The 24,165-nt window shown below is 74.6% G+C and carries 22 protein-coding genes; 8 read left to right on the plus strand and 14 right to left on the minus strand.

Annotated elements, in window-relative coordinates:
- Positions 1-197 precede the first annotated feature (197 nt).
- Entirely contained in the window at positions 198-845 is a 648-nt protein-coding gene (locus tag ACWCYY_RS17350) for a phosphatase PAP2 family protein (protein ID WP_449796502.1), read from the plus strand.
- Between the two features lie 105 nt (positions 846-950).
- Positions 951-1,463: a pyridoxamine 5'-phosphate oxidase family protein gene (locus ACWCYY_RS17355; protein ID WP_345281169.1), complete on the plus strand. Its 513-nt coding sequence runs from the start codon at positions 951-953 to the stop codon at positions 1,461-1,463.
- A gap of 173 nt (positions 1,464-1,636) precedes the next feature.
- On the opposite strand, the gene ACWCYY_RS17360 is transcribed toward ACWCYY_RS17355, so the two are convergent.
- Positions 1,637-2,020, minus strand: a complete 384-nt coding sequence (locus ACWCYY_RS17360; RefSeq protein ID WP_345281171.1) for a hypothetical protein — start codon at positions 2,018-2,020, stop codon at positions 1,637-1,639.
- A complete protein-coding gene (locus ACWCYY_RS17365) occupies positions 2,017-2,805 on the minus strand; it encodes a cupin domain-containing protein (protein WP_449796503.1) in 789 nt (262 codons plus the stop codon). Before ACWCYY_RS17365 ends, ACWCYY_RS17360 begins: the two co-directional genes overlap by 4 nt.
- A gap of 458 nt (positions 2,806-3,263) precedes the next feature.
- On the opposite strand from ACWCYY_RS17365, the gene ACWCYY_RS17370 reads away from it, so the two are divergent.
- Positions 3,264-4,328 carry a caspase, EACC1-associated type gene (locus tag ACWCYY_RS17370; protein ID WP_449796504.1) on the plus strand — a complete coding sequence of 355 codons (1,065 nt, stop codon included), beginning with the start codon at positions 3,264-3,266 and terminating at the stop codon, positions 4,326-4,328.
- An 86-nt stretch (positions 4,329-4,414) separates the two neighbouring features.
- Here the strand turns inward: ACWCYY_RS17370 and ACWCYY_RS17375 are convergent, their stop codons facing one another.
- Both ACWCYY_RS17375 and ACWCYY_RS17380 read right to left on the minus strand, forming a co-directional pair.
- Positions 4,415-4,834 (minus strand): DUF3224 domain-containing protein, encoded by a 420-nt coding sequence (locus ACWCYY_RS17375; RefSeq protein WP_449796505.1) that lies wholly within the window; start codon positions 4,832-4,834, stop codon positions 4,415-4,417.
- Positions 4,824-5,450, minus strand: coding sequence for an exonuclease domain-containing protein (locus ACWCYY_RS17380; RefSeq protein WP_449796506.1), 627 nt, complete (start codon positions 5,448-5,450; stop codon positions 4,824-4,826). The genes ACWCYY_RS17375 and ACWCYY_RS17380 overlap by 11 nt, the downstream gene beginning before the upstream one ends.
- A 104-nt stretch (positions 5,451-5,554) precedes the next feature.
- Here ACWCYY_RS17380 and ACWCYY_RS17385 point away from each other — a divergent pair, with 104 nt between their 5' ends.
- On the plus strand, positions 5,555-6,550 hold the full coding sequence (locus tag ACWCYY_RS17385) for a phosphotransferase family protein (protein ID WP_449796507.1): 996 nt from the start codon (positions 5,555-5,557) through the stop codon (positions 6,548-6,550).
- On the opposite strand, the gene ACWCYY_RS17390 is transcribed toward ACWCYY_RS17385, so the two are convergent.
- Entirely contained in the window at positions 6,532-9,795 is a 3,264-nt protein-coding gene (locus ACWCYY_RS17390; protein ID WP_449796508.1) for a BTAD domain-containing putative transcriptional regulator, read from the minus strand. The genes ACWCYY_RS17385 and ACWCYY_RS17390 overlap by 19 nt on opposite strands.
- Before the next feature lie 136 nt (positions 9,796-9,931).
- Here ACWCYY_RS17390 and ACWCYY_RS17395 point away from each other — a divergent pair, with 136 nt between their 5' ends.
- Both ACWCYY_RS17395 and ACWCYY_RS17400 read left to right on the plus strand, forming a co-directional pair.
- A complete protein-coding gene (locus tag ACWCYY_RS17395; RefSeq protein WP_449796509.1) occupies positions 9,932-10,963 on the plus strand; it encodes an NADP-dependent oxidoreductase in 1,032 nt (343 codons plus the stop codon).
- A 133-nt stretch (positions 10,964-11,096) separates the two neighbouring features.
- Positions 11,097-12,029: a S1 family peptidase gene (locus tag ACWCYY_RS17400; RefSeq protein ID WP_449796510.1), complete on the plus strand. Its 933-nt coding sequence runs from the start codon at positions 11,097-11,099 to the stop codon at positions 12,027-12,029.
- 23 nt (positions 12,030-12,052) lie between these two features.
- Here ACWCYY_RS17400 and ACWCYY_RS17405 read toward each other — a convergent pair whose 3' ends face one another.
- The 8 genes from ACWCYY_RS17405 to ACWCYY_RS17440 all read right to left on the minus strand — a co-directional run bounded on the left by ACWCYY_RS17405 (position 12,053) and on the right by ACWCYY_RS17440 (position 20,160).
- Positions 12,053-13,600, minus strand: a complete 1,548-nt coding sequence (locus tag ACWCYY_RS17405; protein ID WP_449796511.1) for a S8 family peptidase — start codon at positions 13,598-13,600, stop codon at positions 12,053-12,055.
- 104 nt (positions 13,601-13,704) lie between these two features.
- Positions 13,705-14,850 (minus strand): serine hydrolase domain-containing protein, encoded by a 1,146-nt coding sequence (locus ACWCYY_RS17410; protein WP_449796512.1) that lies wholly within the window; start codon positions 14,848-14,850, stop codon positions 13,705-13,707.
- A gap of 170 nt (positions 14,851-15,020) precedes the next feature.
- A complete protein-coding gene (locus ACWCYY_RS17415; RefSeq protein WP_345281195.1) occupies positions 15,021-15,341 on the minus strand; it encodes a DMT family transporter in 321 nt (106 codons plus the stop codon).
- A complete protein-coding gene (locus tag ACWCYY_RS17420; protein WP_449796513.1) occupies positions 15,341-16,081 on the minus strand; it encodes an HAD family hydrolase in 741 nt (246 codons plus the stop codon). The genes ACWCYY_RS17415 and ACWCYY_RS17420 overlap by 1 nt, the downstream gene beginning before the upstream one ends.
- Before the next feature lie 24 nt (positions 16,082-16,105).
- Positions 16,106-17,182, minus strand: coding sequence for an ABC transporter ATP-binding protein (locus tag ACWCYY_RS17425; RefSeq protein ID WP_449796514.1), 1,077 nt, complete (start codon positions 17,180-17,182; stop codon positions 16,106-16,108).
- A gap of 22 nt (positions 17,183-17,204) precedes the next feature.
- Positions 17,205-18,020, minus strand: a complete 816-nt coding sequence (locus ACWCYY_RS17430; protein ID WP_345281240.1) for an ABC transporter permease — start codon at positions 18,018-18,020, stop codon at positions 17,205-17,207.
- Positions 18,020-18,976, minus strand: coding sequence for an ABC transporter permease (locus ACWCYY_RS17435; RefSeq protein WP_449796515.1), 957 nt, complete (start codon positions 18,974-18,976; stop codon positions 18,020-18,022). Before ACWCYY_RS17435 ends, ACWCYY_RS17430 begins: the two co-directional genes overlap by 1 nt.
- An 8-nt stretch (positions 18,977-18,984) precedes the next feature.
- On the minus strand, positions 18,985-20,160 hold the full coding sequence (locus ACWCYY_RS17440) for an ABC transporter substrate-binding protein (protein ID WP_345281203.1): 1,176 nt from the start codon (positions 20,158-20,160) through the stop codon (positions 18,985-18,987).
- A 265-nt stretch (positions 20,161-20,425) separates the two neighbouring features.
- Here ACWCYY_RS17440 and ACWCYY_RS17445 point away from each other — a divergent pair, with 265 nt between their 5' ends.
- Together ACWCYY_RS17445 and ACWCYY_RS17450 are read left to right on the plus strand one after the other, a co-directional pair.
- Entirely contained in the window at positions 20,426-21,193 is a 768-nt protein-coding gene (locus ACWCYY_RS17445) for a GntR family transcriptional regulator (RefSeq protein ID WP_345281205.1), read from the plus strand.
- 278 nt (positions 21,194-21,471) lie between these two features.
- Positions 21,472-22,305 (plus strand): inositol monophosphatase family protein, encoded by an 834-nt coding sequence (locus tag ACWCYY_RS17450; protein ID WP_449796516.1) that lies wholly within the window; start codon positions 21,472-21,474, stop codon positions 22,303-22,305.
- A gap of 149 nt (positions 22,306-22,454) precedes the next feature.
- On the opposite strand, the gene tmpA is transcribed toward ACWCYY_RS17450, so the two are convergent.
- Complete coding sequence (gene tmpA / locus ACWCYY_RS17455; protein ID WP_449796517.1) at positions 22,455-24,062, minus strand: 2-trimethylaminoethylphosphonate dioxygenase; 1,608 nt, start codon at positions 24,060-24,062, stop codon at positions 22,455-22,457.
- Positions 24,063-24,165 lie beyond the last annotated feature (103 nt).

Here is a 24,165-nt window from a genome sequence, read left to right on the forward strand (position 1 = left end):
CTCCCCCGTCGGGCCCACGTCGGTCCACTGGTGTACCGGAGACAGGTTAAGGCCGGGAGCCGGGGCGTTGGTGGGGTTGGGGAATCTTTGGACCGGCCGCTATCTGCCGGAAGAGGGGGATTGACCGGTTATCCGTTCTTCATCTCCGCTCTGGTACTAGTTGTCCGTGTGATCCGTTTTGTTCGAAGGATGTTCAGATGACCGCCGTGCCGCTCGCGTTCGACGGCGGCGCGATCGACGGGGGGCTCTACTCCACGGTGACCGGCTGGGCGCACGCCGCCCCGCCCTGGCTGGACGAACTGGTGCGGATCTGGTCGGAGTTCGGCCTCGCCCTGTTCGCGCTGCTGATGCTCGGCGCCTGGTGGCACGCCCGGGGCCGGGGCCCGGCGGTGATGGCCCGGGTACTGGCCGCACCACTGGTGGTGGTCGCCGCCTACCTGGTGAACCTGGTCCTCAAGGGTCTGGTCGAGGAGGTCAGGCCGTGCCGGCAGCTACCCGGGCCGCCGACCCTGGAGGCGTGCCCGCCGCCGGGCGACTGGTCCTTCCCGAGCAGCCACGCGGTGATCGCCGCCGCCTCGGCCACCGCCCTCTGGCTCGCCTGGCGCGGGCTCGGCCGGCTCTGCGCGGTGGCCGCGCTGCTGATGGCCGCCTCCCGGGTCTGGGTCGGCGTCCACTACCCGCACGACGTGCTGGCCGGGGTCGCGGTCGGCGTCCTGCTGGCCGCCCCGCCCGCCCTGCTCGCCGCCCGGGCCGCCCCGCTGGTCGCCCGCGCCCGCGCGGGGGCGCTCGGGCCCGTGCTCGGCGCGGGCTCCGGGGCGCACGCCGTCCCCTCGGGAGCGCTCTGACGGGCCCCTTGTGTGCCCGCGGCCGCGGGGAGAGCATGTGAGCCGGTCCGGCAGAACGCTCCGGGCCGGCTCGGTCCACGTGCAGCGCGGCGGAGGGGGAGAACCGTGACGTTCCGGTTGGAGATGACCCAGGGGGACTGGCCGGCGGCCGAGTTCGCCAAGGGGGTCGAGGGGCTGCTGGCCGAGAGCATGGTGCTCACCCTGGCCACCGCGGGCCCCGAGCGCGGCCCGCACGCCAACCTCGCCTTCTTCGCCTACGACGAGGACCTGGTCCTCTACTTCGTCAGCGAGCGCTCCACCCGCCACAGCCTCCACCTCACCGAGGAGGCCAGGGCCGCCGCCACCGTCTTCCTCCCGCCGCCGGTCTTCGGCGAACAGCTCCGCGGCATCCAGTTCACCGGCCGGGCCGGCGAGGCCTGGGGCCACCACGCGGAGGCCGCCTTCGCGGCCTACCAGGGCCGCTACCCGTCCTTCGGACAGGACCCCGACCTACGCCGCCAGTACCTCAGCGGCGCCGGAGCCGCAGCCCTCTACCGCTTCCAGGTCGACGAACTCACCGCCGTCGACGAACCCCGCTTCGGCCGCCGCAACTACCTCTCCGCCCGCGTCCTGCGCTAGCCGCCGCAAAGCGGAACAGGGGCGCGAGGAACTGCGCGAAGCGGAAGACCACCACCGTCAGATCGCCTCCACGAGGGCGAGTTGCACGTGCCGCGATCTGAACGGCGGTGCACGGCTGGTCGCGCAGTTCCTCGCGCCCCTGGGGGCTGCCCTGCCGGGCCGGGCCACTACAGCTAGCCGCCGGCGGGGTAGCGGATGGGCATGGCGTCGGTGAGGCCCGGCGGGACGACGGCGATGAGGACGGCGGAGAGGCCGTCGGGGCCGGCGTGCAGGGTGGCGCCGGTGTCGAGGGGGCAGACGGCCAGGGTGTGGCGCCGCAGCGGGAGGGTGGAGCCGTCCGGGCCGACGAGGCGTCCGCCGCCGCTGACGACGAACCAGATCTCCTCCGTGCCCTCCCGCCCCCGGGCGTCGATCCGGCTGCCGGGAGCGAGGTCGAGGTGGTCCACCGACTCGGTCTCGCTGTGGAAGAACCCCCGCCGGGCCAGCGAGCGCCCGGTGCTCCGTACCGTGTTGCCCCGAAGGGTCCGGGGTGCGTTCCCCGGTCGCGAGACGATCATGCCGCACCCCGTTCGGTCGCCCGTCGCCCGTCCTCGGCGTCCGGCACGGCCAGGCTCGCGGTGAAGTACCGCAGCGACTGCCCGTCCGAGCGGAGCGTCACCGCACTTCCGAGCGGCAGCGTCACCGCCGTCCCCGGAGCGAGCCGCACCTCGGTGGCTCCCGCGAGCGCCCGTCCGGTGCCGGCCAGCACGTACAGGGTGTGCTCCCGGTCGTCCGAGCGGAGCTCCTCCTGCCGGCCGGGCCCGAGGGTGACCAGCCGGGCCTCCCGGAGCGGGCCGCTGAGCAGGGCGGTGAGGTCGGCGGTGCCGTCCGCCGCGAGGTCGATGATGGTGGCGGTGCGCATGAGGGGCCTTCCGGTGTGGCCGGGGTCGCCGGTGAGCACGGCGGCGACCGGTGGGCTGATGACTTCGATGACGATCCAGTCCAGGTCGACGGCGCCCGGGTTGTTCAGCCGGTGCCGGGTGCCGACCGGGTTGGTGATCAGGGTGCCGGGGCCGACGGTGTGCAGGACGCCGTCCAGCAGCAGTTCGCCCTCGCCGGAGACCACGAAGTAGAGCTCCTCGGTCCGGCTGTGGTGGTGCACGCCGCACTCGGTGGCGGGCGGCAGGGTGGAGATCTCGATCGCCTCCCAGGTGCCGGACAGGCCGCGTCGGCGGGCCAGGCACTTCCACCGCGCGACGTTCCTGCCGCCGTGCATCGCGTGCACGTCGGCGCCGCCGCCGGGGTCGGCGACGATCAGTTCGTCGGAGTACCCGGTGACCGGGGTGGTCCGGTTCGCCAGCATGCCTCTCCTCCTCCGTCGGGTCCTCGGGACACGGTTCGGTTCCGGCCTCCATGCTGTGCGGCCCGCTGTCCCGGACACCTGGGGCAGGCGTCACCAACCGGTCCCGTCCGTCACCCCGGTTCCTCCGGCACCACTGACAAGGACCTGTCGCTATGCCAACATGTGCTCCTCGCAAGCGATCTGACGGACAGCCAGGGGGAATCGCATGACGTACGGCAGCGCCGTGACCGCCCCGACCGGAACGGCGGCTCCACAGCCGCCCACCCCGCCGGTGCCGCCCACTCCGCCCACTCCGCCGGTGCCGCCCACCCCGCCGGCCCCGCCCACTCCGCCCACCCCGCCCGTGCCTCCGGCCCCGCCGGTTCCGCCGGTGCCGCCCACTCCGCCGTCGTGACGATCGCCCGGCACGGACGAAGTCCTGGACCGGGCCGAGGGCTTCCCCGCGGGGCGGCAGCCCGGTGACCTCCTGGACCCTGACACCCGACCGTGCCGACTCCTGGGCGGTGCTGGTCGCGGTAGGCACCTACGCCGGGCTGCCGCCGATGCCCGAGGCGGTGGCCTCGATGGAGCTGCTCGCCGACCACCTCGCCGGCCCGGACGGCAGCTTCGCCCCCGAGCGGGTGGTGCGGCTGGCCGATCCCCGGAGTCCCGGCGAGGTGCTGGACCGGATCGCCGACGCGGCCGGCCGGGCCCGCTCGACGGTGCTGCTCTACTTCGCGGGGCACGGCGTGACCAGCGCGGAGGGCCGCCTGCACCTGGCGCTGCCCGGGACGGAGGACGACCCGGAGCGGGTGCCGGGCACCGCGCTCTCCGCCGAGGCGGCGCTGGCCGCGTTGGGGCAGGGGGCGGCGCACCGGATCGCGGTGCTGGACTGCTGCTTCGCCGGTCTGGCGCTGGACGAACCGGCCGCCGCCGACCTGCACCTGCTCACCGCCGTGGACCGGGACCGCAGGGCCCTGCTCAACGAGGAGCTCGGGCTCACCCGCTTCGCCGAGGAGCTGCTGCGGCTGCTGCGCGAGGGCGTCCCGGACGGGCCCGCCGACCTCCCGCTGGACCTGATCCACCACCACCTGGCGGTCGAACTGGCGCAGGTGCCGGACCCGGTGCCGAGCCTCTACCGGCCCCCCGTGCCGATGCAGCGGGCCGTGGACGGCAGCGGCCACCTGGCGCTGGCCCGCAATCCGGCCCACGGCACCGCGCTCACCGCGACCGGCCTGCGCGCCCGGGCCGGGTTCGCCTCCCGGCAGTTCGCCGTCCGCCAGTACCGGCGGCCCTGGCACCAGCCGCAGGCCGCCGCCCGGCTGGCCGCCATCGCGGCCGACGCGGCGGCCGTGCTCGGCCCGGCCGACCTGCTCACCCTCCAGCTCCGCACCGCCCACGCCGACGCCGTCGGCACCACCGAGGGCGGGGAGGCCGCCCTCGCCCTGCTCCGGCCGCTGGCCGCGCTGGCCGCCGCGATCCTGCCGGCCGGCTCCCCGGTGCTGGTGACGGTCAAGGAGTCCCTGGCCCGCTGGCAGAATTGACGACCCCTCAGGGAAGGATGGGCCCGGCAGCCCGTCCCGCCCGAATCGAAGCCTTCGCGGTCGTCCCGGAGTAGGGCGGCCGGGCGTCAGGCCCCTGCGCCGCCGAGCTCGTACTCGAAGGTGACGCGGTGGGTGCCGTCCTGGTCGACGGTGAGGGAGCCGGCGCCGGTGATGCCGGTGAGGGCTCCGGTGCCGCTGCCGGGGACGATGACGAAGAAGGGGGAGAGCCGGTCACTGCCGGTGGTGCTGGCGGAGTGGGCGAAGTTGAAGGTGCCCTCGCTGCCGTGCAGGGTGCCCTCGAAGGACTCCAGGGCGAGGTAGGTGCCGACGCCGGTGGCGTGGTCGAAGGCGGAGGTGAAGATCGTCGCGGAGCGGCCCGCGGCCTCGCCCTCGAAGAGCTTCTCCATGGTGGCGACCCCGGCCGGGGCGCCGGTGGTGACCTCGAAGGCCGGGGTGACCTCGGCCGGGACGAAGGACTTCACGGTGAACGTCGCGTCAGCTCTCATGGGGCGGATGGTAGTCAGCCCCACCGACAGATCCGGACGCCCAGGGCGGCGGCGCGTCGACCGGCCAGTCGCCGCGGGCCGCCACCTCCAGGACCAGGGCCCCGATGTTCCACGCGTCGTCCTCGCCCCGGTGGTGGCGCCCCTCCAGGGGGAGCCCGGCGAGCTGCAGGGCCTGCGCCATTCCGGGCCGCTTGCGCAGCCCGTACGCCTCGGTGAAGGCGGCCTTGGCGTTCACGTGCCGGTGCCCGAACGGGTACCGCACCCCGGCGGCCCGGCACTGCCGGGTGAACTGGTGCCGGTCGTAGTCGCCCCAACTCGCCCAGACCCGCTGCCCGCTGAGGTGCTCGGCGGCCAACAGGCGGCAGGCCTCGGCGAATTCGACCCCCCGCATGACCTCCGCCTGGGTCAGGCCGGTCAGTTCGGTGCAGAACGCGCTCACCGCGGACCGGGCCGGCCGCACCAGGATCCGGTGCCGCGCCACCCGCCGCCGGGCGGCCAGGTCCACCACCGTCAGCCCGATCTCGATGATCTCGCTCACCGCCCCGGGCGGCGGCTGCCCGTCCCAGCAGGTCGCCTCGACGTCGACCACGTTCAGAAGCTGCGCGTCCTCGCTCATCCGACGGAGCGTAGCCGCCGTGCCCGGCCGGAAAATCCCCTTTTCCGGGGGCGGGGCTCCTCTAGAATCGCGCCCTTGCCCACCGGAGGAAGAGGGTCGAGGACGTGACGGTCGATCAGTTGGCGGGGGTGGCCCGGGCCGTGTTCGGGCCGGAGCGGCGGCTGCGGAGCGTCGAGCGGCTGCGGGGCGGCAGCAAGAAGGGCGTCTACCGGCTCCGCCTCGACGACGGCGGCACGGCCGTCGCCTACCTCTGGCACGCCTCCGAGAACTACTGGCCGACGACGCCGGACGCCACCGAGGACCACGCGGGCCCGCTCGCGCACGCCTCGGGCATCGACCTCTTCCTGGCCGCCCACCGCCACCTGACCGCCCTCGGGGTGCGCACGCCCGGCCTGCTGGCGGCGGACCGCTCCAGGACCCTCCATCCGGCCGAGTTCGCCGTGGTCGAGGACGTCCCCGGCGAGAGCCTGGAGGTCCTGCTCGAACGGGACCCGGAGGCCGCCGCACCCGTCCTGGCCCGCCTCGCCGACAGCCTCCGGCTGATGCGGCGGCAGACCGCCCCGGCCTTCGGCAAGGCCGCCCTGATCGACGGCGGCGGCCGCTCCCAGGGCAGTTCCTGCGAGCAGCTGGTCCTCGACCGGGCCCTCGCCGACCTGGCCGAGGCGGCCGCCCGCGACCCCCGGGCAGCCGCCGTCCGCGACCGGGTCGAGGCCGAGCTGCACGCGCTGGCCGCCGAGGTCCGCCCCCGGGAGCGGTACGCGCTGGTCCACGGCGAACTCGGCCCCGACCACGTGCTGGTGGACCACCGGGGGCAGCCGGTGCTGATCGACATCGAGGGTCTGATGTTCTTCGACCTGGAGTGGGAGCACGTCTTCCTCCGCCTGCGCTTCGCCGAGCACTACCCCGCCCTCCACGCCGAGGGCCTCGACCCGCAGCGGCTGGCGCTCTACGACCTGGCGATGAGCCTCTCCCTGGTGGCCGGCCCGCTCCGGCTCCTCGACGGCGACTTCCCCGACCGCGCGTTCATGCTCGCCGTCGTCGAGCACAACCTCGCCCGGGTCCTCGCCGCACTGCCACCGGATCAGTCGGCGATCGCCTGATCCGGTGTCAGGCCGGTGCCCTCCGCGAAGGCGGCGGTGAAGGCCTCGGGGCCGAGGGCGGTGCGGACCGCCGCCGTGATCCGGTCGACGTCGGCGCGTTCGGCCCTCGGCAGCGGCGCGCCGGTCCCCGCGCGGGCGGCCGCCGCGGCGCCGAGCAGAACGGCCGCCCGCCGGTACGCCGACGGCTCGGCCGCCCCCGCGAGCGCCGCCGCCCCGGCCAGGCCCTCCAGGGCGAGGGCCAGGGCCCGCGGGTCGCCGGTGGTGCGGGCGGCCGCCAGACCGGCCAGGTGGTGGGCGCGGGCGGCCCCGGCGTCTCCGCGCAGCTCGGCGACGTAGCCCAACTCGGCCAGCACCAGCGCGTTGGCGCTCTCCAGGCCGGCCTCCCGGTGCCAGGCCAGGACGGCCAGCAGGTGGCCCTCGGCGGTGTCCAGGTCGCCCTCGCGGCGGGCGCCGAGGGCGAGGCCGAGCTGGGCGTTGACCTCACCGGCCCGGAAGTCGTGCTCGGCGCTGCGGCGCAGTGCCCGCCCGTGCAGTTCGCGGGCTCCGGCGAGGTCGCCCGTCAGCAGGGCGATCCGGCCGAGCCCGGCCATCAGGTCCCCGGCGGTGGTGGCCAGCCCCAGCTCCTCCGCCATCCCCAGGCCGTCCCGTAGCCGTTCGGCGGCCTGCGGGTAGTCCCCGAGGATCTCGGCCCGGGCGGCGAGCGGGTAGACGGTGCGCAACTCGCCCCAGCGGTCGCCGAGTTCGCGGAAGGTGGCGGCGCTGCGTTCGCCGTGGAGCCGGACGCCCTCCAGGTCGCCGCGGGCCAGCAGCTGCACCGACCGGTCACCGAGCGCGGCGGCGGTGCCCCAGCGGTGGCCGAGCCGTTCGAAATCGGCCAGGGCCAGCGCGGTCAGCTCCTCGCCGGCCACCAGGTCGCCGATGCTGCTCACCGCGTGCCCGAGGAACCACCGCGCCTCGGCCAGCGCGAGCCCGTCGTCGCCCGCACCGGCCCCGTCGCTCCCGTCGGCTCCGCCGTTCCCGCCGTTCCCGCCGTTTCCCCCGTTCCCGTCGGCTCCGGCGGACCGGGCGGGGCGGTGGGCGGCGAGGGCGGCGGCGTACCGGCTGGAGCGGTCCGCCGTGGCGCCGCTGAGCACCGCCGTCCCGGCCTGCCAGGCGGTGGCCCGGGCCCGGTCGAGCGGCTCGCCGCCGGGCAGTGCCAGGGCCGCGTCGAGCGCCCGGCGCAGCTCGCCGAGCCGTCCGCGCAGCACCCAGCACCAGGCCAGCGAGTCGACCAGCCGCAGTGCCTGGCCGGTGTCCCCGGCCCGGACGGCCTGGTCCAGACTGCCCGTCAGATTGGCGCTCTCGGTGCTGAGCCGGTCCAGCCAGTGGCGCTGCTCGGGCCCGCGCAGCCGGGCCGAGGCCCGGGCGGCCAGCTCGGTGTAGTGCGCGCGGTGCAGCGCCCGCACCTCCTGCGACTCCCCGGCCAGTTCCAGCTGTTCCAGGGCGTAGGCGGCCACCGACTCGTAGGGCCGGTAGCGCACCGCTCCGTCGGTACCGGTGCGGACGGTGAGCAGCGAGCGGTCGACCAGCCGAGCCAGGACGTCGACCACCTCGGCCTCCGTCACCGCGCCCCCGGCGCAGACCCGTTCGGCCGCGTCCAGGGTGCACCCCTCGGCGTGCACGGCCAGGCGGCGCAGCACGGTCCGCTCGGCTTCGCCGAGCAGGCCCCAGCTCCAGTCGATCACGGCCCGCAGGGTCTGCTGGCGGGCGGGTGCGCCGCGCCGGCCGGTGGTGAGCAGCCGGAAGCGGTCGTCCAGCCGGGCCAGCAGTTCCGCCGCGCCGAGCGCACGGATCCGGGTGGCGGCCAGCTCCAGGGCCAGGGGCAGGCCGTCCAGCCGCCGGCAGATCGCCGCCACGGCGTCCCGCTCGGCCGGGTCGGGGGCGAAGCCCGGGGCGGAGGCGGCGGCCCGGGCGGTGAAGAGCGCCACGGCGTCCGGCTCGGCCAGCGGGCCGACCGTCCAGAGCGCCTCGCCGTCCACGGCCAGCGGCTCCTGACTGGTGGTCAGCACCACCAGGCCGGGTGCGGCCCGCAGCAGCGTGCCGACCAGCAGGGCCACCGGCTCCACCAGGTGCTCGCAGTTGTCCAGCACCAGGAGCGTCCGCCGCCCGCGCAGAGCACCGGCGAGCCGCTCGGTCGGGGTGGTGCCGCGGCCCGGGGCGGGCCCCCAGCTGCCGTCGTCGCGGATGCCCAGGGCGGCGCAGACCAGATCGCCCGGGTCGGAGCCGGGGCCGTGCCCGGCCAGCTCCACCAGCCACGCGCCGTCCGGGTACCGGTGCCGGGCCTGCTCGGCGGCGGCCAGCGCGAGCCGGGTCTTGCCGACGCCGCCGGTGCCGGTCAGCGTCACCAGCCGTCCGTCGTCGAGCAGCCGCCGGATCCCGGCGAGGTCGGCGTCCCGCCCGAGCAGTCCGGTGACCGCGGCCGGGAGGCCGCCCGGCCGCCGAGGGGCCGGCGGTGCCGGTGCCGCCGAATCGTCCTGTCGCAGCAACTCCTGGTGCAGGGAGGCGAGTTCGTGGCCCGGATCGCTGCCCAGCTGATCGGCCAGCAGTTCGCGGTACTCCTGGTACCCGTTCAGCGCCTCGGCCGTCCGGCCGGTGCGGTGGAGCGCCCGCCAGTGCAGCGCGCGCGGGCGTTCCCGGAACGGCCGGCTGTCGATCAACTCGGCGGTCTCCGCGATCAGTTCGGCGTACTCGCCGAGGCGCAGGCGGGCCTCGGCCAGCCCCTCCCGGGCGGTGAGCCACTGCTCGGTCAGCCGGGTGGCGGCGGTGCGGGCGAACGGCTGTTCCTCGAAGCCCGCGAAGGCAGGGCCGCGCCAGAGCTCCAGCGCCTCGGCCAGCAGCGCCCGCTGCTCGCCAGGGTCGGCCGACTCCCTTGCCCGCCCGGTCAGTTCGCCGAAGCGTGCGACATCGTGGGCGGTCGCGGCCAGCCGGTAACCCGCGGGGACGGCCTCGACCAGGGCGCGGGCGCCCGGTTCCGCCTCCTCCAGCGCCCGGCGCAGCTGGGAGACCTTGGCCTGGAGCGCCCGCCCCGGGTTGGCGGGCAGCGGCTCCTCCGGCCAGAGGGCGTCGACCAAGCGCTCGGCGGAGGCGGGGCGGCCGTCGGCGGCGAGCAGGGCGGCCAGCAGGGTGCGGACCTTCGCCTCCGGCACGGCGACGGGCCGTCCGTCGTCCGTGTGCACCTCGACCCCGCCCAGCACCCCGAATCGCATGGCTCCACCGTAGTGCAGATGATCAACACCGGCGGGGCCCCGGGCCCGCCCCGAACCGGACCCGAACGGTTCCCGAACACCCCGCCCGCAGAGTGGTCCCCGTCAGCAGGAACCTTGCGACCCCGAGGAGCACCCCATGTCCGCCAAGGCCGGCACCGTCGTCACCAGCCGTGAGATCCGCCTCGCCGCCCGCCCGGTCGGCGCCCCCGGCCCCGAGCACTTCTCCCTCGCCACCGTCGAGCTCTCCACCGACCTGGCGGAGGGTCAGGTCCTGGTCCGCAACACCTGGATGTCGGTGGATCCGTACATGCGCGGCCGGATGGACGACGTCGAGTCCTACCTCCCGCCGTTCGCCCTCGGCGCGGCCCTCCAGGGCAGTGCGGTCGGCGAGGTGATCGCCTCGCGTGCCGCGGCGGTGCCGGTCGGCGCCACCGTGTCGCACTTCCTCGGCTGGCGCGAGCACGCCGCGCTGGACGAGGCCGCCGTCACCGTCATCGATCCGGAACTCGCCCCGGCCCAGGCCTACTTGGGCGTGCTGGGGGCCACCGGGCTGACCGCGTACATCGCGCTCACCGAGACCGCCCCGGTCCGCCCCGGCGACGTGGTCTTCGTCTCCGGGGCGGCGGGCGCGGTCGGCAGCGTGGCCGGCGGGCTGGCCCGGGCGCTCGGCGCCTCCCGGGTGATCGGCTCGGCCGGGGGCCCGGTCAAGGCCGGGAAGCTGCTCACCGAGTTCGGCTTCGACGCCGCCATCGACTACCGGGCCGGATCGGTGGCCGCCCAACTCGCCGAGGCCGCACCCGAGGGCATCGACGTCTACCTCGACAACGTCGGCGGCGACCACCTCGAAGCCGCCCTCGCCTCGATCCGCCACGACGGCCGGATCGCCCTGGTCGGCGCCATCAGCACCTACAACGCCACCACCCCGCAGCCCGGCCCCGCCAACCTGTTCCGCGCCGCCGCCCAGCAGGCCACCCTGCGCGGCATGCTGGTCACCCACTGGTTCGACCGCTTCGCCGACTACGTCCCGCGCGCCGCCGCCTGGCTGGCCGACGGCACCCTCACCAGCCGCGAGACCGTGGCCGAGGGCATCGAGAACGCCCCGGCCGCCTTCCTCGGCATGATGAACGGCGCCAACACCGGCAAGATGCTGGTCCGGCTCGGCTCCTGACGGACCGGGGGGTAGCCCCACCGTGCCGCGGGTGGCTGCCCGGAGCGCGGATCCAGGGGCTGTCCCCGTGGTGCGGTGGATCTTGGGCGGAGAGGCTGGGCACGTACCGATTCCCGGACAGAAGGAACGATTCGTGCTCCATCCGAAGCCCTCCCGCCGCCGCACCGTCCGCACCGCCGTCGTGGGCGCCGTCGCCGCCCTCGCCTGCGCCACCGCCCTGGCGGGCACCGCCGGCGCCATCGTCAACGGTGGTGCGGCCACCGCGAGTCACCCCTTCATGGCGACCATCCCGGAGTCCGCACCCAGCCTGGGGCTGCTCGACGGCAACTGTGGAGCCTCGCTGATCGACCGGCAGTGGGTGCTGACGGCGGCCCACTGCGTGACCGGCGAGGGGCTGGAGCTGGACGGCACGGTGCGGATCGGCAGCGACCGGCGCAAGGAGGGCGGCACGGTGCGGACGATCGACCGCAGCTTCGTCCACCCCGGCTACCGCAACGGCGAGGGCCAGGGAGCCAACCAGGACGACATCGCCCTGGTCCGGCTGGACCGGCCGGTCGGCGAACAGCCCGTCAGGATCGCCGACGCGGCGGGCCCGGCCGGCACCCCGACGCGCCTGCTCGGCTTCGGGACCACGGTCTTCGGGGAGTGGCGCTTCCCGGAGCAGCTCCAGGAGTTGGACACCCGCCTGGGCGCCGAGACCGAGTGCGCCCCCGGCTACGCGGGCCCGACCCGGCTGTGCACCGTCAGCACCAAGCCCAAGGCCATGGCCTGTGCCGGGGACTCCGGCGGCCCCCAGCTGCAGAAGGGCCGCGACGACCGCTGGGAGCTCGTCGGCGTCACCTCGGGCCCGGGCGCCCCGAAGGTCCCCTGCCAGGACGGCCCGGGCCTCTACACCAGCGCCCCCGCCTACGCCTCGTGGATCCGCACCACCATGGCCGACAACCCGGCTCCGGCGGCGACGGAGGACCACACTCGTACCCTCGTGCTCGGTGCCGGCCTCGTCCTCGCCGCCGGTGCGGGCACCGCCTTCGCGCTGCGCCGCCGGGCCGGGGCCGCAGCGCGGTAGGCGGGGCGCCGGAGGACGGGGCGTCAGAACTTCAGCGCCCAGCCGTTCAACTGTCCTTCGAGGTACTCCCACGGGTCGGTGATCCGCAGGGTCCAGACGCCGTTGGCGGTCTCGGAGGAGACGTCGGCGCCGAGGGTGGTCCGGATGGCGTCGTCGCCCCAGGCGAAGTCGCCGTCCTTGAGGCGGTAGGGGGTGCCGTCCGGGGCGATCAGGTCGATCAGGAGGTCGCCCATGAAGTCGTGGGTGACGTCGAGTTCGACGTCCAGCTCGGTGGGGGCCCGGCCCGGGACGCCGGTCACGGTGATGGTGGAGTCGAGGACGCCCGGGTCGGGGATCGGCCGGACGGCCGGGTTGGCGAAGCGGGGGTGGGGGCCGGTGGTGGCGGGCGGGCCGAGGTAGAGCAGGCGGTCGGGGGTGCCCTCCTCCAGGTCGCGCAGGGAGCCGGAGGTCGCCGTGGAGGTGAGGGCGGCGGCCACCTGGGCGGGAGTGGCGGTGCGGTGGCCGGCCAGGTGGAGGGCGGCGGCGCCCGCCACGTGCGGGGCGGCCATCGAGGTGCCGGAGAGCGTCGCCTCGGCCTCGTCGTAGCCGTTGGAGGCCGAGACGATCTCGTCGCCCGGGGCGTAGAGGTCCACCAGCGGGCCGTGGTTGGAGTACCAGGCCGCCCGGTCGTCGATGTCGCTCGCCCCGACGGTGATCGCGGTGGAGACCCGGGCGGGGGAGTGCTCGGCGGCGTCGATGCCCTGGTTGCCCGCCGCGACGGTGTAGGTCAGCCCGGAGGCGATGGAGGCGCGGACGGCGGCGTCCAGCGTCTCGTCGGGGTCGCCGCCGAGGCTCATGTTCACCACGGCGGGCTTGACCGCGTTGCGGGTCACCCAGTCGACGCCGGCGATCACCTGCTCGTACGTCCCCTCGCCGTTCTCGTCGAGGACCTGGACCGCGACCACCGAGGCCTGCTTGGCCACCCCGTAGGTGCTGCCCGCCGCGGTGCCCGCGACGTGGGTCCCGTGGCCGTTGCCGTCGTCGGCCACCGCCGAGCCGTCGATCGCGTTGAAGCCGTACCGGGCCCGGCCCCCGAAGTCCTGGTGCTCGATGTTCACCCCCGTGTCGACCACGTAGACCGTCACCCCGCGCCCGCCGGTGTCCGGGGAGACGTAGCGGTCGTCGAGCGGCCGCCGGTGCCGGTCGATCCGGTCGAGCCCCCAGGAGGGCGGCGAGGTCTGGGTGGCGTCCAGCTTCACCCGCCGGTCCTGGGCCACGCTCGCCACCGCCGGGTCGGCCGCCAGCCGCCGGGCCTGACGGTCGGTCAGCCGCGCCGAGAAGCCGTGCAGCGCGGAGTCGAAGCTCCGCTTCACCTGCCCGCCGTAGCGGGAGGCCAGTGCCGGGGCCGAAGTCCCCTGGAACGCCGTCTCCTTGAGCACCACCAGGTAGCTTCCCGGCACCGCGTCGGCCGCCCCGGCGTGCAGCACCGCGCCCTCCCGCTCGGCCGCCAGGGCGGGCGAACCGCCCGCCACGACGCCCACCAGCAGCAGCGCGGCCGCCGCCGACCGGCAGGCCTGAACCCGTCCGTACATCCGAACCCCCCCTCGTCCGGCCGGGGGCTCCGTGCCCCCGGCACCCCGTTCCCCGAGGGTGACGTACCGTCAGTTCCCGTACAAGTAGAGTGAGTTGAAATACCTCAGCGGGGGTACGCGCACAGTACGGCGTCCACTACGCCATCCAACCGCGAGCGCCCGGCGTCGCCCCGCTGTTCGTTCACCGCGACGCTGGCCGCCCGCCGCCCGTGCTCGGTGACGCCGACCCGGCTCTCGTAGCCGGGGATGCTGCCGCCGTGACCCCAGTAGACGCCGCCGCAGGAGAGCGGCCGGCTGACCAGGCCGAGGCCGTACCGGGCGCCCGGGCCGAAGACGGCGGCGGCGTCGGAGGTGGAGGTGCGCATCTCCTCCAGCTGGCGGGGACCGAGGAGTTCGCCCCTGAGCAGGGCGGAGAAGAACCGGTCCAGCTCGGACGGGGTGGAGACCAGCTGGCCGGCCGCCCAGGCCCAGGAGTGGTCGATGTCGGTGACGTCGGCGAAGGGCTCGCCCGCCGACTCCCGGTAGTAGCCCCTGGGGTGCGGGCCCTCGATGGTCAGCTCGCCGGGGGCGGGGAAGTGGGTGCGGCGCAGGCCGAGCGGGCGGATGATCCGTCGGTCCAGCTCCGCGGCCAGCGGCCGGCCCGTCACCTTCTCCACCACCAGGCCGGCCAGCAGGTAGTTGGTGTTGCTGTACGCCCACCTGCGCTCCTCGGGCTCGGAGGTGGCCGGGTGGGCGAGCGCGAGCGCGAGCAGCTCGCCCGGCTCGTAGTGGCGGATCTCGTCGGGCAGGTGGGCGCTGTAGTTGGGCAGGCCGCTGGTCTGCTGGAGCAGCTGGCGCACCGTGATCCGACGCCCGTCGCCGCCCGGGCCGCGGACCAGGCCCGGGAGGTAGTGGTCGAGGTCGCGGTCCAGCTCGATCCGGCGCTCGCCGACGAGTTGGAGCACCGCGACGGCGACGAAGGTCTTGGTGTTGCTGCCGACCCGGATCGCACCGTCCGCCGGCACCGGCGCGCCGGTGGCCAGGTCGCCCACCCCGGCCGTGCGGCTCTCGGTCCGGCCGCTCCGGTCCCGGGCGACCGCCAGCGCCCCGGGCACGCCCAGGTCGCCGACCAGGGCGTCCAACTGCCGCTGGAGCGAAGGGGCGGAGGGTCGGGGTGCAAGGGCCGGCGCGGGCGCGGCGGAGGCGAGCAGGGCCAGGCCGGCCGTGGCGGTGACGACGACGGCGGCGCGGCGCAGCGGGGTCAGGGGCACGGGTGGTCTCCTCCGGTGCGGGGAGCACGGTCGCCCCCGGTCCCTCCAGGTCACCACCCCGCACGCGGGCCGGTCGTCGGCACGCGGAAGGAGCCCGGCGCCCCGTCGTCATACCGACGGGGTACCGGGCTCCGGGACCCAGGTCCTGAACGACCCTGAGGGGCCGTCCGTCAGTGGCTGCCGCGCAGGTTGAGCACCACCACGCCGACGATGATCAGCACCAGGCCGAGCCACTGGGCCTTCCCGAGCTGCTCGCCGAAGGCGACCACGCCGATGCCCGCGACCGCGGCGGTCCCGGCCCCGGACCAGACGGCGTAGGCGACCGAGACCGGTATGTGCTTCAGGGCCTTCCCGAGCAGGGCGAAGGAGAGCACGTAGCCGATCCCCACCCCCAGACTCGGCCAGAACCTGCTGAAGCCCTCGGTCAGTTTGAGGCAGCTGGTGGCCGCCACCTCGCTGATGATGGCCAGGGCGAGCAGCACGTACGGCATCAGCGGTCGCCCGGCGCGGCCGCGGTGAGCGAGGCCAGCAGCGGCAGGTCCGCGTGCACCAGGCTGTCCAGCACGGTGACCCGGTCGGAGGCCTGGATCGGCACGGCGGAGGGGACGGCCAGCACCGCGCAGCCCGCCGCGTGGGCGGAGGCCACGCCGGTCGGGGTGTCCTCGACCGCCACGCAGGCGGCCGGGGCCAGGCCGAGGCGGGCGGCGGCGGCCAGGTACGGGTCCGGGGCGGGCTTGGTGCGCGGGGTGTCCTCGGCGGCCAGCACGGTGCGGAACCAGTCCCGGCCCAGGGTGGCCAGCACCAGGTCGATCACCCGGCGCGGCGAGGCCGAGACCAGGGCCATCGGGACCTCGGCCGCCCGCAGGCGGCCCAGCAGGTCGAGCGCGCCGGGGCGGGGGACCACCTCGGCGGCCACCCGGGAGGCGAAGGCCTCGTCCAGACGGGCCGTCAGCTCGGCCAGGCCGGTGCCGCCGGAGGTGCCGGAGGCGCGGCGGTGCAGGTGCGCGGCGGTGTGCTCGACGGCCTGGCCGAGCACCTCCGGCAGGTCGTCCTCGGTGAGGGTGAGGCCGAGCGCGGCGGCGCACTCGACGGCGGCCTGCCACCAGAGCTCCTCGGTGTCGACCAGCGTGCCGTCCATGTCGAACAGCACGGCGGCCGGGCGGGGCAGCGGCTCGCTCCGGGGTGAACTCCCGTCGTCGGTGGATGAGTTGTCGGTCGAGAGGGCAGGCATGGCGGTACCTTCGGCAGAGACGGATCAGGCGGTGCGGCGGTCGACCAGCACCGGGCGGTCGGGCAGCGTGACGTCGGCGTTGCCGCCGACCGGCAGGCCTGCGGCGGCCTCCGTCGGCAGGTCGGCCTTGATCTCGGTGCCGTCGGACAACCGTACGGTGATCCGGGTCGCGCTGCCCAGGAACGAGGCGCCGACCACGACCGCCGCGCCCGCGTCGTTCGAGACCAGGCCGACGTTCTCCGGCCGCACCAGGACGTCGAGTTCACCGTCGGCGGGCAGCTCGCCGTCCACCGGGAAGGTCCGGCCGAGCAGCTCCACGGAGGAGCCCGCGCGGGTGCAGGGGATGCGGCTCATGGTGCCGACGAACTCCGCGACGAAGGCGGTGGCGGGGCGGGAGTACAGCTCGGCGGGCGCCGCGCACTGCTCCAGCCGGCCGGCCCGCAGCACGGCGACCCGGTCGGCCATCGAGAGCGCCTCCTCCTGGTCGTGCGTGACGAACAGGGTGGTGATGCCCAACTCCTGCTGCAGGCGCCGGATCTCGTCCCGGAGGTTGAGCCGGACCTTGGCGTCCAGCGCGGAGAGCGGCTCGTCCAGCAGCAGCACCCGCGGCTGCAGGGCCAGCGCACGGGCCAGCGCGATGCGCTGCTGCTGGCCGCCGGAGAGCTGGTGCGGGTAGCGGTCGGCGTGCTGCGGCAGGCCGACCAGCTCCAGCAACTCCTGGGCGCGGTTGCGGCGTTCGGCCTTGCCGGTGCCGCGCATCCGCAGGCCGAAGGCCACGTTGTCGGCGGCGGTCAGGTGCGGGAACAGGCTGTAGGACTGGAAGACCATGCCGGCGTCGCGGCGGTGCGCCGGCACCTGGGTGATGTCCTGGCCGTCCACCAGCACCTGGCCGGAGTCGTGGGTCTCGAAGCCGGCCAGGATGCGCAGCGCGGTGGTCTTCCCGCAGCCCGAGGGGCCCAGCAGGGCGAGCAGCTCGCCCGGGTTGATGGTGAGGTCCAGGCCGTCCAGCGCGGTGGTGGGGCCGAAGGCGCGGCGCAGGCTGCGGAACTCGACGGTGGCGCCGGTCGTGGTGGTGGAGGCCGTGGTGGTGGCGGTGCTCATGGGGGTTGTCTCCAACGTGGTGTCAGGAGGCGGCGGCGGTCTTGGCCCGGCGCTCGCGGCCCGCGGAGGCGAGCAGGAGCAGCAGGACCCAGGTGATCAGCAGGCTCAGGATCGAGACCGCGACCGACATCTGGCCCTCGCTGTTGCCGACGGTGTAGATCCACACCGCGAAGGGCTGGTAGCCGAGGATCGAGGAGGCGGTGAACTCGCCCAGGACCAGGGCCAGGGTGAGGAAGGAGGCGTTCAGCAGCGCCCCGCGCAGGTTCGGCAGCACGACCGTGACCACGGCGCGCGGCCAGCTGGCGCCGCAGTTGCGGGCGGCCTCGACCAGGGTGCGCACGTCCACCGCGCGCAGGCCGGCGTCCAGCGCCCGGTACGCCAGCGGCAGCGACATCAGCACGTAGGCGATGACCAGCACCAGCGGGAACTTCGGGTCCTGGACGAACACGAAGGTCTGGAAGAACGGCGTGTCCATCAGGTAGTCGGGACCCCAGCGCAGCACGCCGATCAGACCGGCGGTCAGCGCGACCGGCGGCACCACCAGCGGGAGGGTGCAGACCACTTCGAGCACCGGCCGGAGCCGGGGCGAGCCGAGCCGGACGGCGATCAGCGCGGGCACCAGCAGGACCAGCAGCAGCACCACCGTGACGGCGGCCAGCTCCAGCGTGAGCACCAGGCTCTCGGTGAAGCCGGGGGCGCTCAACAGGCCGGTGTAGGCGGCGAAGTCGATGCCCTCGTTGGTGTCGATGGAGAACCAGAGCGAGGCGGCCATCGGCACCAGGAAGTAGATCCCGGCGACCAGCAGGACCAGCCCGCGCCAGACCCGGAGACGAGAGATCAGCTGAGCCACTTTGCACTCCGGCGCTGGAGGGGCAGGTAGACGGCCATCACCAGGACGGCGACCAGGATCATGTCCAGGCTGAGCGCGAGCGCCAGGTTGCCCTGGCCGACCAGCACGTTGCCGGAGAGCGCGTCGGCGATCGAACGGCTGATCAGCGGCACGGTGGCGCCGACCATCGCGGCGGCGGTGGCGTACGCGGCGAAGGCGCTGCCGAAGAGCAGCACGAAACCGCCGAGCAGAGAGGGAAGCAGGATCGGCAGCGCGACGTGCCGCCAGTACTGCAGGGCGGTGGCGCGGTTGTTCTGCGCGGCCTCCCGCCACTGCACCCGCAGGCCGTCCAGCGCCGGGGTGATGGTGAGCACCATCAGCGGCACCAGGAAGTACAGGTACACGATGGTCAGGCCGGTGAACGAGTAGAGCGTCCAGCCGTGGTCGGTCAGGTTGAACAGCCTGGTGATCTCACCGGCGTTGCCGAGGGTGGCGACGAAGGCGAAGGCCAGCGGCAGGCCGCCGAAGTTGGCCAGCACGCCGGAGGCGGTGAGCACCGCCTCGCGCAGCGCGCGGAACCGCGAGGTGACGACCGCCTGGGCGATCGGCAGGCCGATCAGGGTGCCCAGCAGGGCGGTCAGCGCCGAGAGCTTGAGGCTGCTCAGCAGGGCGGTCCAGTAGGCGCCCTGCACCGAGTCGGTGAGGTTGGTGGTGGTGAACGCACCGGCACCGGACTCGGCGTCGCTGGAGGCGGTGAAGGCACCGCTGACGATCGCCACGGCCGGCAGGCCGAAGGCGACCAGGAAGAACAGCAGCAGCGGCACGGTGGCCAGCCAGCTGCCGCCGAACCGGCGGAGGCCGGCAACGCGCTTGCGGGGGGCGGGGGTTGTGGCGGTGAGGACCCCCGCGCCGCCACCGTTCTCGGTGGCGGCGGGGGTCGGCACCGGGGTGGGAGCCGTAGTCATCTCGGTGATCAGCCCGCGATCGCCTTGGTCCAGTTCTCGGTGATGACCTTCTTGGCCGCCGTGATCTGGTCCTGGGTCGGGAAGGTGGTGAAGGGCTTCTCGACGGTCGGCAGCTTGGCAGCGGCGGTGGCGTCGAGCGAGCCGTCCTTCTTCATGGCCTCGAAGGTGGAGGGGGTGGCGTAGCCGCCCATGAAGAGGTTCTGGCCCTCGGCGCTGAACAGGTACTCCTGCCACAGGCGCGCGGCGGCCGGGTGCGGCGCCCACTTGTTGACGGCCTGGTTGTAGTACTGGGCGTAGGAGCCGTCGACCGGGATGGCGACCTGCCAGTCGATGCCCTTCGGCTTGAACTTGTCGGTGTAACCGGCGTTCAGGTACGACCAGTCGATCGAGATCGGGGTCTCGCCCTTCTCGATGGTGGCCGGGGTCGACTCGACCGGGTTGAAGTTGCCGGACTGCTTCAGCTTGCCGAAGAAGTCGATGCCGGGCTGGATGTTGTCCAGCGAACCGCCGTTGGCCAGCGCGGCGGCGTAGACGCCACCGAAGGCCGAGCCGGACTTGGTCGGGTTGCCGTTGAGGGCGACCTTGCCCTTGTACTCCGGCTTGAGCAGGTCGGCGAAGGTCTTCGGGCAGGTCGGGATCTTCTTGGCGTCGCAGCCGATCGAGATGTAGCCGCCGTAGTCGTTCACCCGGGCGCCGGTGGCGTCCTTCATGCTGTCCGGCACCTTGTCGAAGGTGGCGACCTTGTAGGGGGCGAGCAGGCCGTCCTTGACCGCCTGGAGCGCGAAGGCGCTGCCCAGGTCGACCACGTCGGGGGCACGGTCCTGGCCCTTGCGGGAGTTGATCGCGTTGATCTCGTCCTGGCTGGAGCCGTCCGGGTTCTCCTCCTCGATCTCGATGCCGTACTTGGCCTTGAAACCGTCGAGGATCTTGCCGTAGTTCGCCCAGTCGCGGGGGAGCGTGATGACGTGCAGCTTCCCCTCCTTCTTGGCGGCGGCGACGAGGGCGTCCATGCCGCCGAAGTCGGCGGCCGAGGTGGCGTCCTTGGCCTCCTTGGTGGCGCCGCCCTTGGCAGCGGTGTCACCGGACTTGGCGGTCGAGCCGGCCGAGCCGCAGGCGGTCAGGGAGAGCGCGGCGGCGGTGAGCACGGCCGCGAGGGCGGCGGCACGGGAGCGGTGCACGATCACGGGTGGATCTCCTGAGGAAGGGGAGTTCACGAGCGAAGGAGGGGGCGTAGCTGACGCTGCGCCAAGTTGGCCAGCCAACTTGGCTGCCGGGGTAAGTACGCCCGAGTACGGTGACGGGAAGGTGAACGGATGGCCCAGTACAGGGGGCGGATGCGGGAACGGTGACCACGGCCCGCTGCGGGGTGATCCACAGCGGCTACAGTCGGCTACGTCCTGGCGTGCTCCAACGGTCCAGGGCCCAACGCGGGGAAGGACTTTGAGGCACGTGGCACTCGACCAGGACAGCACGGCCGGCTCGCTCTACCGCAAGGTGGCCGCCGACCTGCGGGAGGCGATCACCTCCGGCTCGTACGGCGACTCCGGCCGGCTGCCCGCCGAGGGTGCCCTGGCCGAGCAGTACGGCGTCTCGCGCGGCACCGTCCGGCAGGCCCTCTCCGTGCTGCGCGCGGACGGCCTGGTCACCTCCCGCCGCGGCACCCGCCGGGTGGTGCTCGGCACCGCCCGGGTGCAGAGCTTCTCCGAGCTCCTCTCCTTCACCCACTGGGCCCGCTCCATGGGCGAGGAGCCCGGCGGCCGGCTGGAGTCCTTCACCCGCCGGCCGGCCGACGCGGCGGAGCGCGAGCAGCTCCGGCTGGAGCCCGGTACCGAGGTGTACGTGACGCTCCGTCTGCGCACCCTCTCCGGCACGCCGGTGATGGTCGAGCGCACCGTCTACCCGCCCCGGGTCGGCGAGTTGGTCGCCCAGCTCCCGCCGGACGTGGTCTCCCACACCGAGCCGCTGCGCGAGCACGGCATCCTCTTCACCGACGCCGACCACACCATCGACGTGGTGGCCGCCAACGCCGACGACGCCCGGCTCCTCGGCTGCCGCCGCGGCTCCCCCCTGCTGCGCGAGAAGCGCCGCACCACCGACCCGACCGGCACCCCGGTCGAGTGGTCCCAGGACCGCTACCTGCCGGGCACGGTGGCCTTCAGCATCCACAACTCGCTGGCCTCCTCCGCACTTTCGCGGCACACCCGGCAGAACGACTGAGGCAGAACGACCGAGGCGCGACGGCAGGGCAGCGACCCAGGGGCGCGAGGCTGTGACATGTGCGGCTCCGCCGCGTGGGCGCGGCAGGGCAAGCGCCCAGGGGCGCGAGGAACTGCGCGGGCAACCCACCTCCCGCCGGTCAGATCGCGGCAGGTGCGACCGACCCCCGTGCGTGCGGTTCCCGGGCGGTGGCCTCCCGCCCCGCGCACGCGGCGTGGCCCTCGGATGGTTGCCCGCAGTGCGTCCGTTCGCCGCCCTCCGTGTGGTCTGATGGTCCGGTGATCGACGACAGCACTCTCACCGCCCTGCTCCCCCGTGTCGAGGAGGCGGTCCGGGAGGCCGCCGCCATCGAGATCATGCCCCGGTTCCGCCACCTGGCCCCCGGCGAGGTGTCCGAGAAGAAGGGCCCGTACGACCTGGTCACCGCCGCCGACCGGGAGGCCGAGGCGTACCTGACCCGGGCCCTGACCGCGATCCTGCCGGGCTCGGCGGTGGTCGGCGAGGAGGGCGTGCACGCCGAACCCGCCCGCTACGCCGCGCTGGCCGGCGAGGCCCCGGTCTGGATCGTCGACCCGGTGGACGGCACCCGCCCGTTCGTCCACGGCAAGACCGGCTTCTGCACCCTGGTGGCGCTCGCCCACCGCGGCGAGACCCTCGCCTCCTGGACCCACGCCCCGGCGCTGGAGCAGTTCGCCACCGCCGTCCGCAGCGGCGGGGCCTGGCTGGACGGGGAGCGGCTGAGCACCGGATCCGCCGTCCCCGGCGCCGAGTTGGAGGTCTCGTCCTCGCACCACGAGTACACCACCCCGGAGCGGCGCCGGGCCCTGCTCGGCCTGCGGGTGCCGGGGGTGCGGATCCGGCCCTCCGCCGGTTCGGCGGGGCTGGAGTACCTGGCACTGGCCCGCGGTGAGTTCGACGGGACCGCCTACGACTGGGAGAACGCCTGGGACCACGCGGCCGGCCTGCTGCTGGTCACCGAGGCCGGCGGCGCCCAGACCACCGTGAGCGGCGAACCGTTCCGCCTGGCGGGCGGCAACGCGCTGCCGTTCACGGCGGCCCGGGACGCGGCCACCGCCGAGCGGATCCGCCGGCTGCTCTCCGGCGGCGGCTGACCGTCCGTCAGCCGGGAGCGGAGGCACACGTGCGGGTGGCTGTCCGTACCCGGCACCCGGGTCGGCGCCTCCCGCCGCGCGCAGTTCCCCGCGCCCCTGGCGCGGCGCGTTTCTCCGTCAGCCCGTCAGCCCGTCAGCCCGTCACCTCGTCAGCCCATCAGCCGGGCCAGCAGCGGGCGGTAGTGGTCGAATCCGGGCACCTCGGCTCCGGCCTCCTTGGCCTGCTCGTCCCAGCGCCGCACCGTCACCGCGTCCACCGCGCCCGGCCGGGCGGCGAACGCGGCCGCCTGCTCCTCGGTCATCGGACCGCCCTGCACCCGGAGGGTGAACTCCGAGGCGGGGGAGAGGCGTTCGCGGTAGCCGGGCTCGGCGGTGCACAGGTAGCGCTTGGCGGCCACGTGCAGCCGGACCGGCTCGGTCACCTCCGGGCCGAACCACTGGGCCAGCCAGTCGGCGCCGGAGGAGCTGTGGCGGTTGTCCCGGCCCTCCATCAGCTCCAGCCCGGTGCCGCCGAAGTGGCCGACGTCGTGCAGCAGGGCGGCGGCCACCAGGTGGTCGGGCGCCCCGGCCGCCTCGGCCAGCGCGCCCGCCTGGAGCATGTGCTCGGCCATGGTGACCTCCTCGCCGAGGTACTCCCCGGCGCCCTCGCCGGCGAACAGCCCGGCGATCCGGTCCAGGGCCTCCTCCTGACGGTGCAGCAGGGCCAGGGTGGAGGCCAGGGAGTCCAGGTCGGCGTAGCAGCCCTGGAGGTGCCGGGCCCCGTCCGCTTCGAAGGCCGTCCGGGCGTGCAGCAGGCGGGTGTTGTCGAAGACCAGGCAGTCGCCGGGGCCGAGCCGGAACTTCAGTTGGAGCTCCGGCCGCAGGGTGATCGCGGCGAACCGGCGGTAGGCGGTGTAGAAGGCGTCCAGCTCCGGCACGGAGAACCCGCGCAGGGTGGAGATCGAACGGTTGTTGAAGCGCACCTCGCGGATCCGGCCGAGCGCGTCGGTCTCGATCAGCGGCCGGTCGGCGCGCAGCTCGGTGCGCCGGTCCCGGAAGACGAAGGGCACCGGGGTGCGGGTGAGCACCGCGAAGTCCTCCGGGTGCTCCTCGCGCAGCAGGGCGGCGGCCCGGAAGCCGTCCACCAGGCCGGAGTCGCCGCCCTCGGCCTCGTTGCGCAGGCAGTGCAGCAGCTGGAGGGTGGGCACCGGGTCCCGGTAGGGGTTGTCGGTGTGCGGGGCGATGGCCGCGTTGGTGAAGGCCAGGTTGTTCGGGTCGGGCTCGACCCGGACGTCGAACAGCTCGCCGTAGTTGGTCACCCGGACGTGGCCGAAGCTGCGGGCCACCGCCAGCACCTGGCCCTCCACCAGCGGTACCCCGCGCAGCAGCGCGAAGCCGAACCGCCGCACGGCTCCCAGCACGGCGGCCCGCTCGGCGGGATCGGCCAGGTAGGCGGACCACTCCGCCTCCGGCGGCCCGGCCGCGAAGTCGGCGGCGGTCCAGAGCGGGCGGCCCTGCTCGGTGCGGCCGTCGTCGCCGGGGGTGCCCTCGGCGGTGAAGCCGGACGGGTACGCCGACAGGTGCCCGTCGGACCACTCGACGGTGTGCCGGCCGTCCTCCTCCACCTCCCTGCGGATCGTCAACTCCTCGGGCAGGTCGTTGATCTGGAACAGCTTCTGGCCGGTGCGCGGATCGCGGCACTCGGCACAGGGGCAGTTGTCGCGGAGCCAGTACAGGGACGTTTCCATCTCACCCTCCGGGTCAAGTTGTACAGACAACTCTCAGTGGCCCGGGTGAGATCCAGACGTCCGGCAGCTGTCCGGCCCGCGAACGGCGGCCGACACGCGGGAGCCCCCGGCCGCGGGTCGCGGTCGGGGGCTC

The organism is Kitasatospora sp. NPDC001664, from assembly GCF_053596675.1.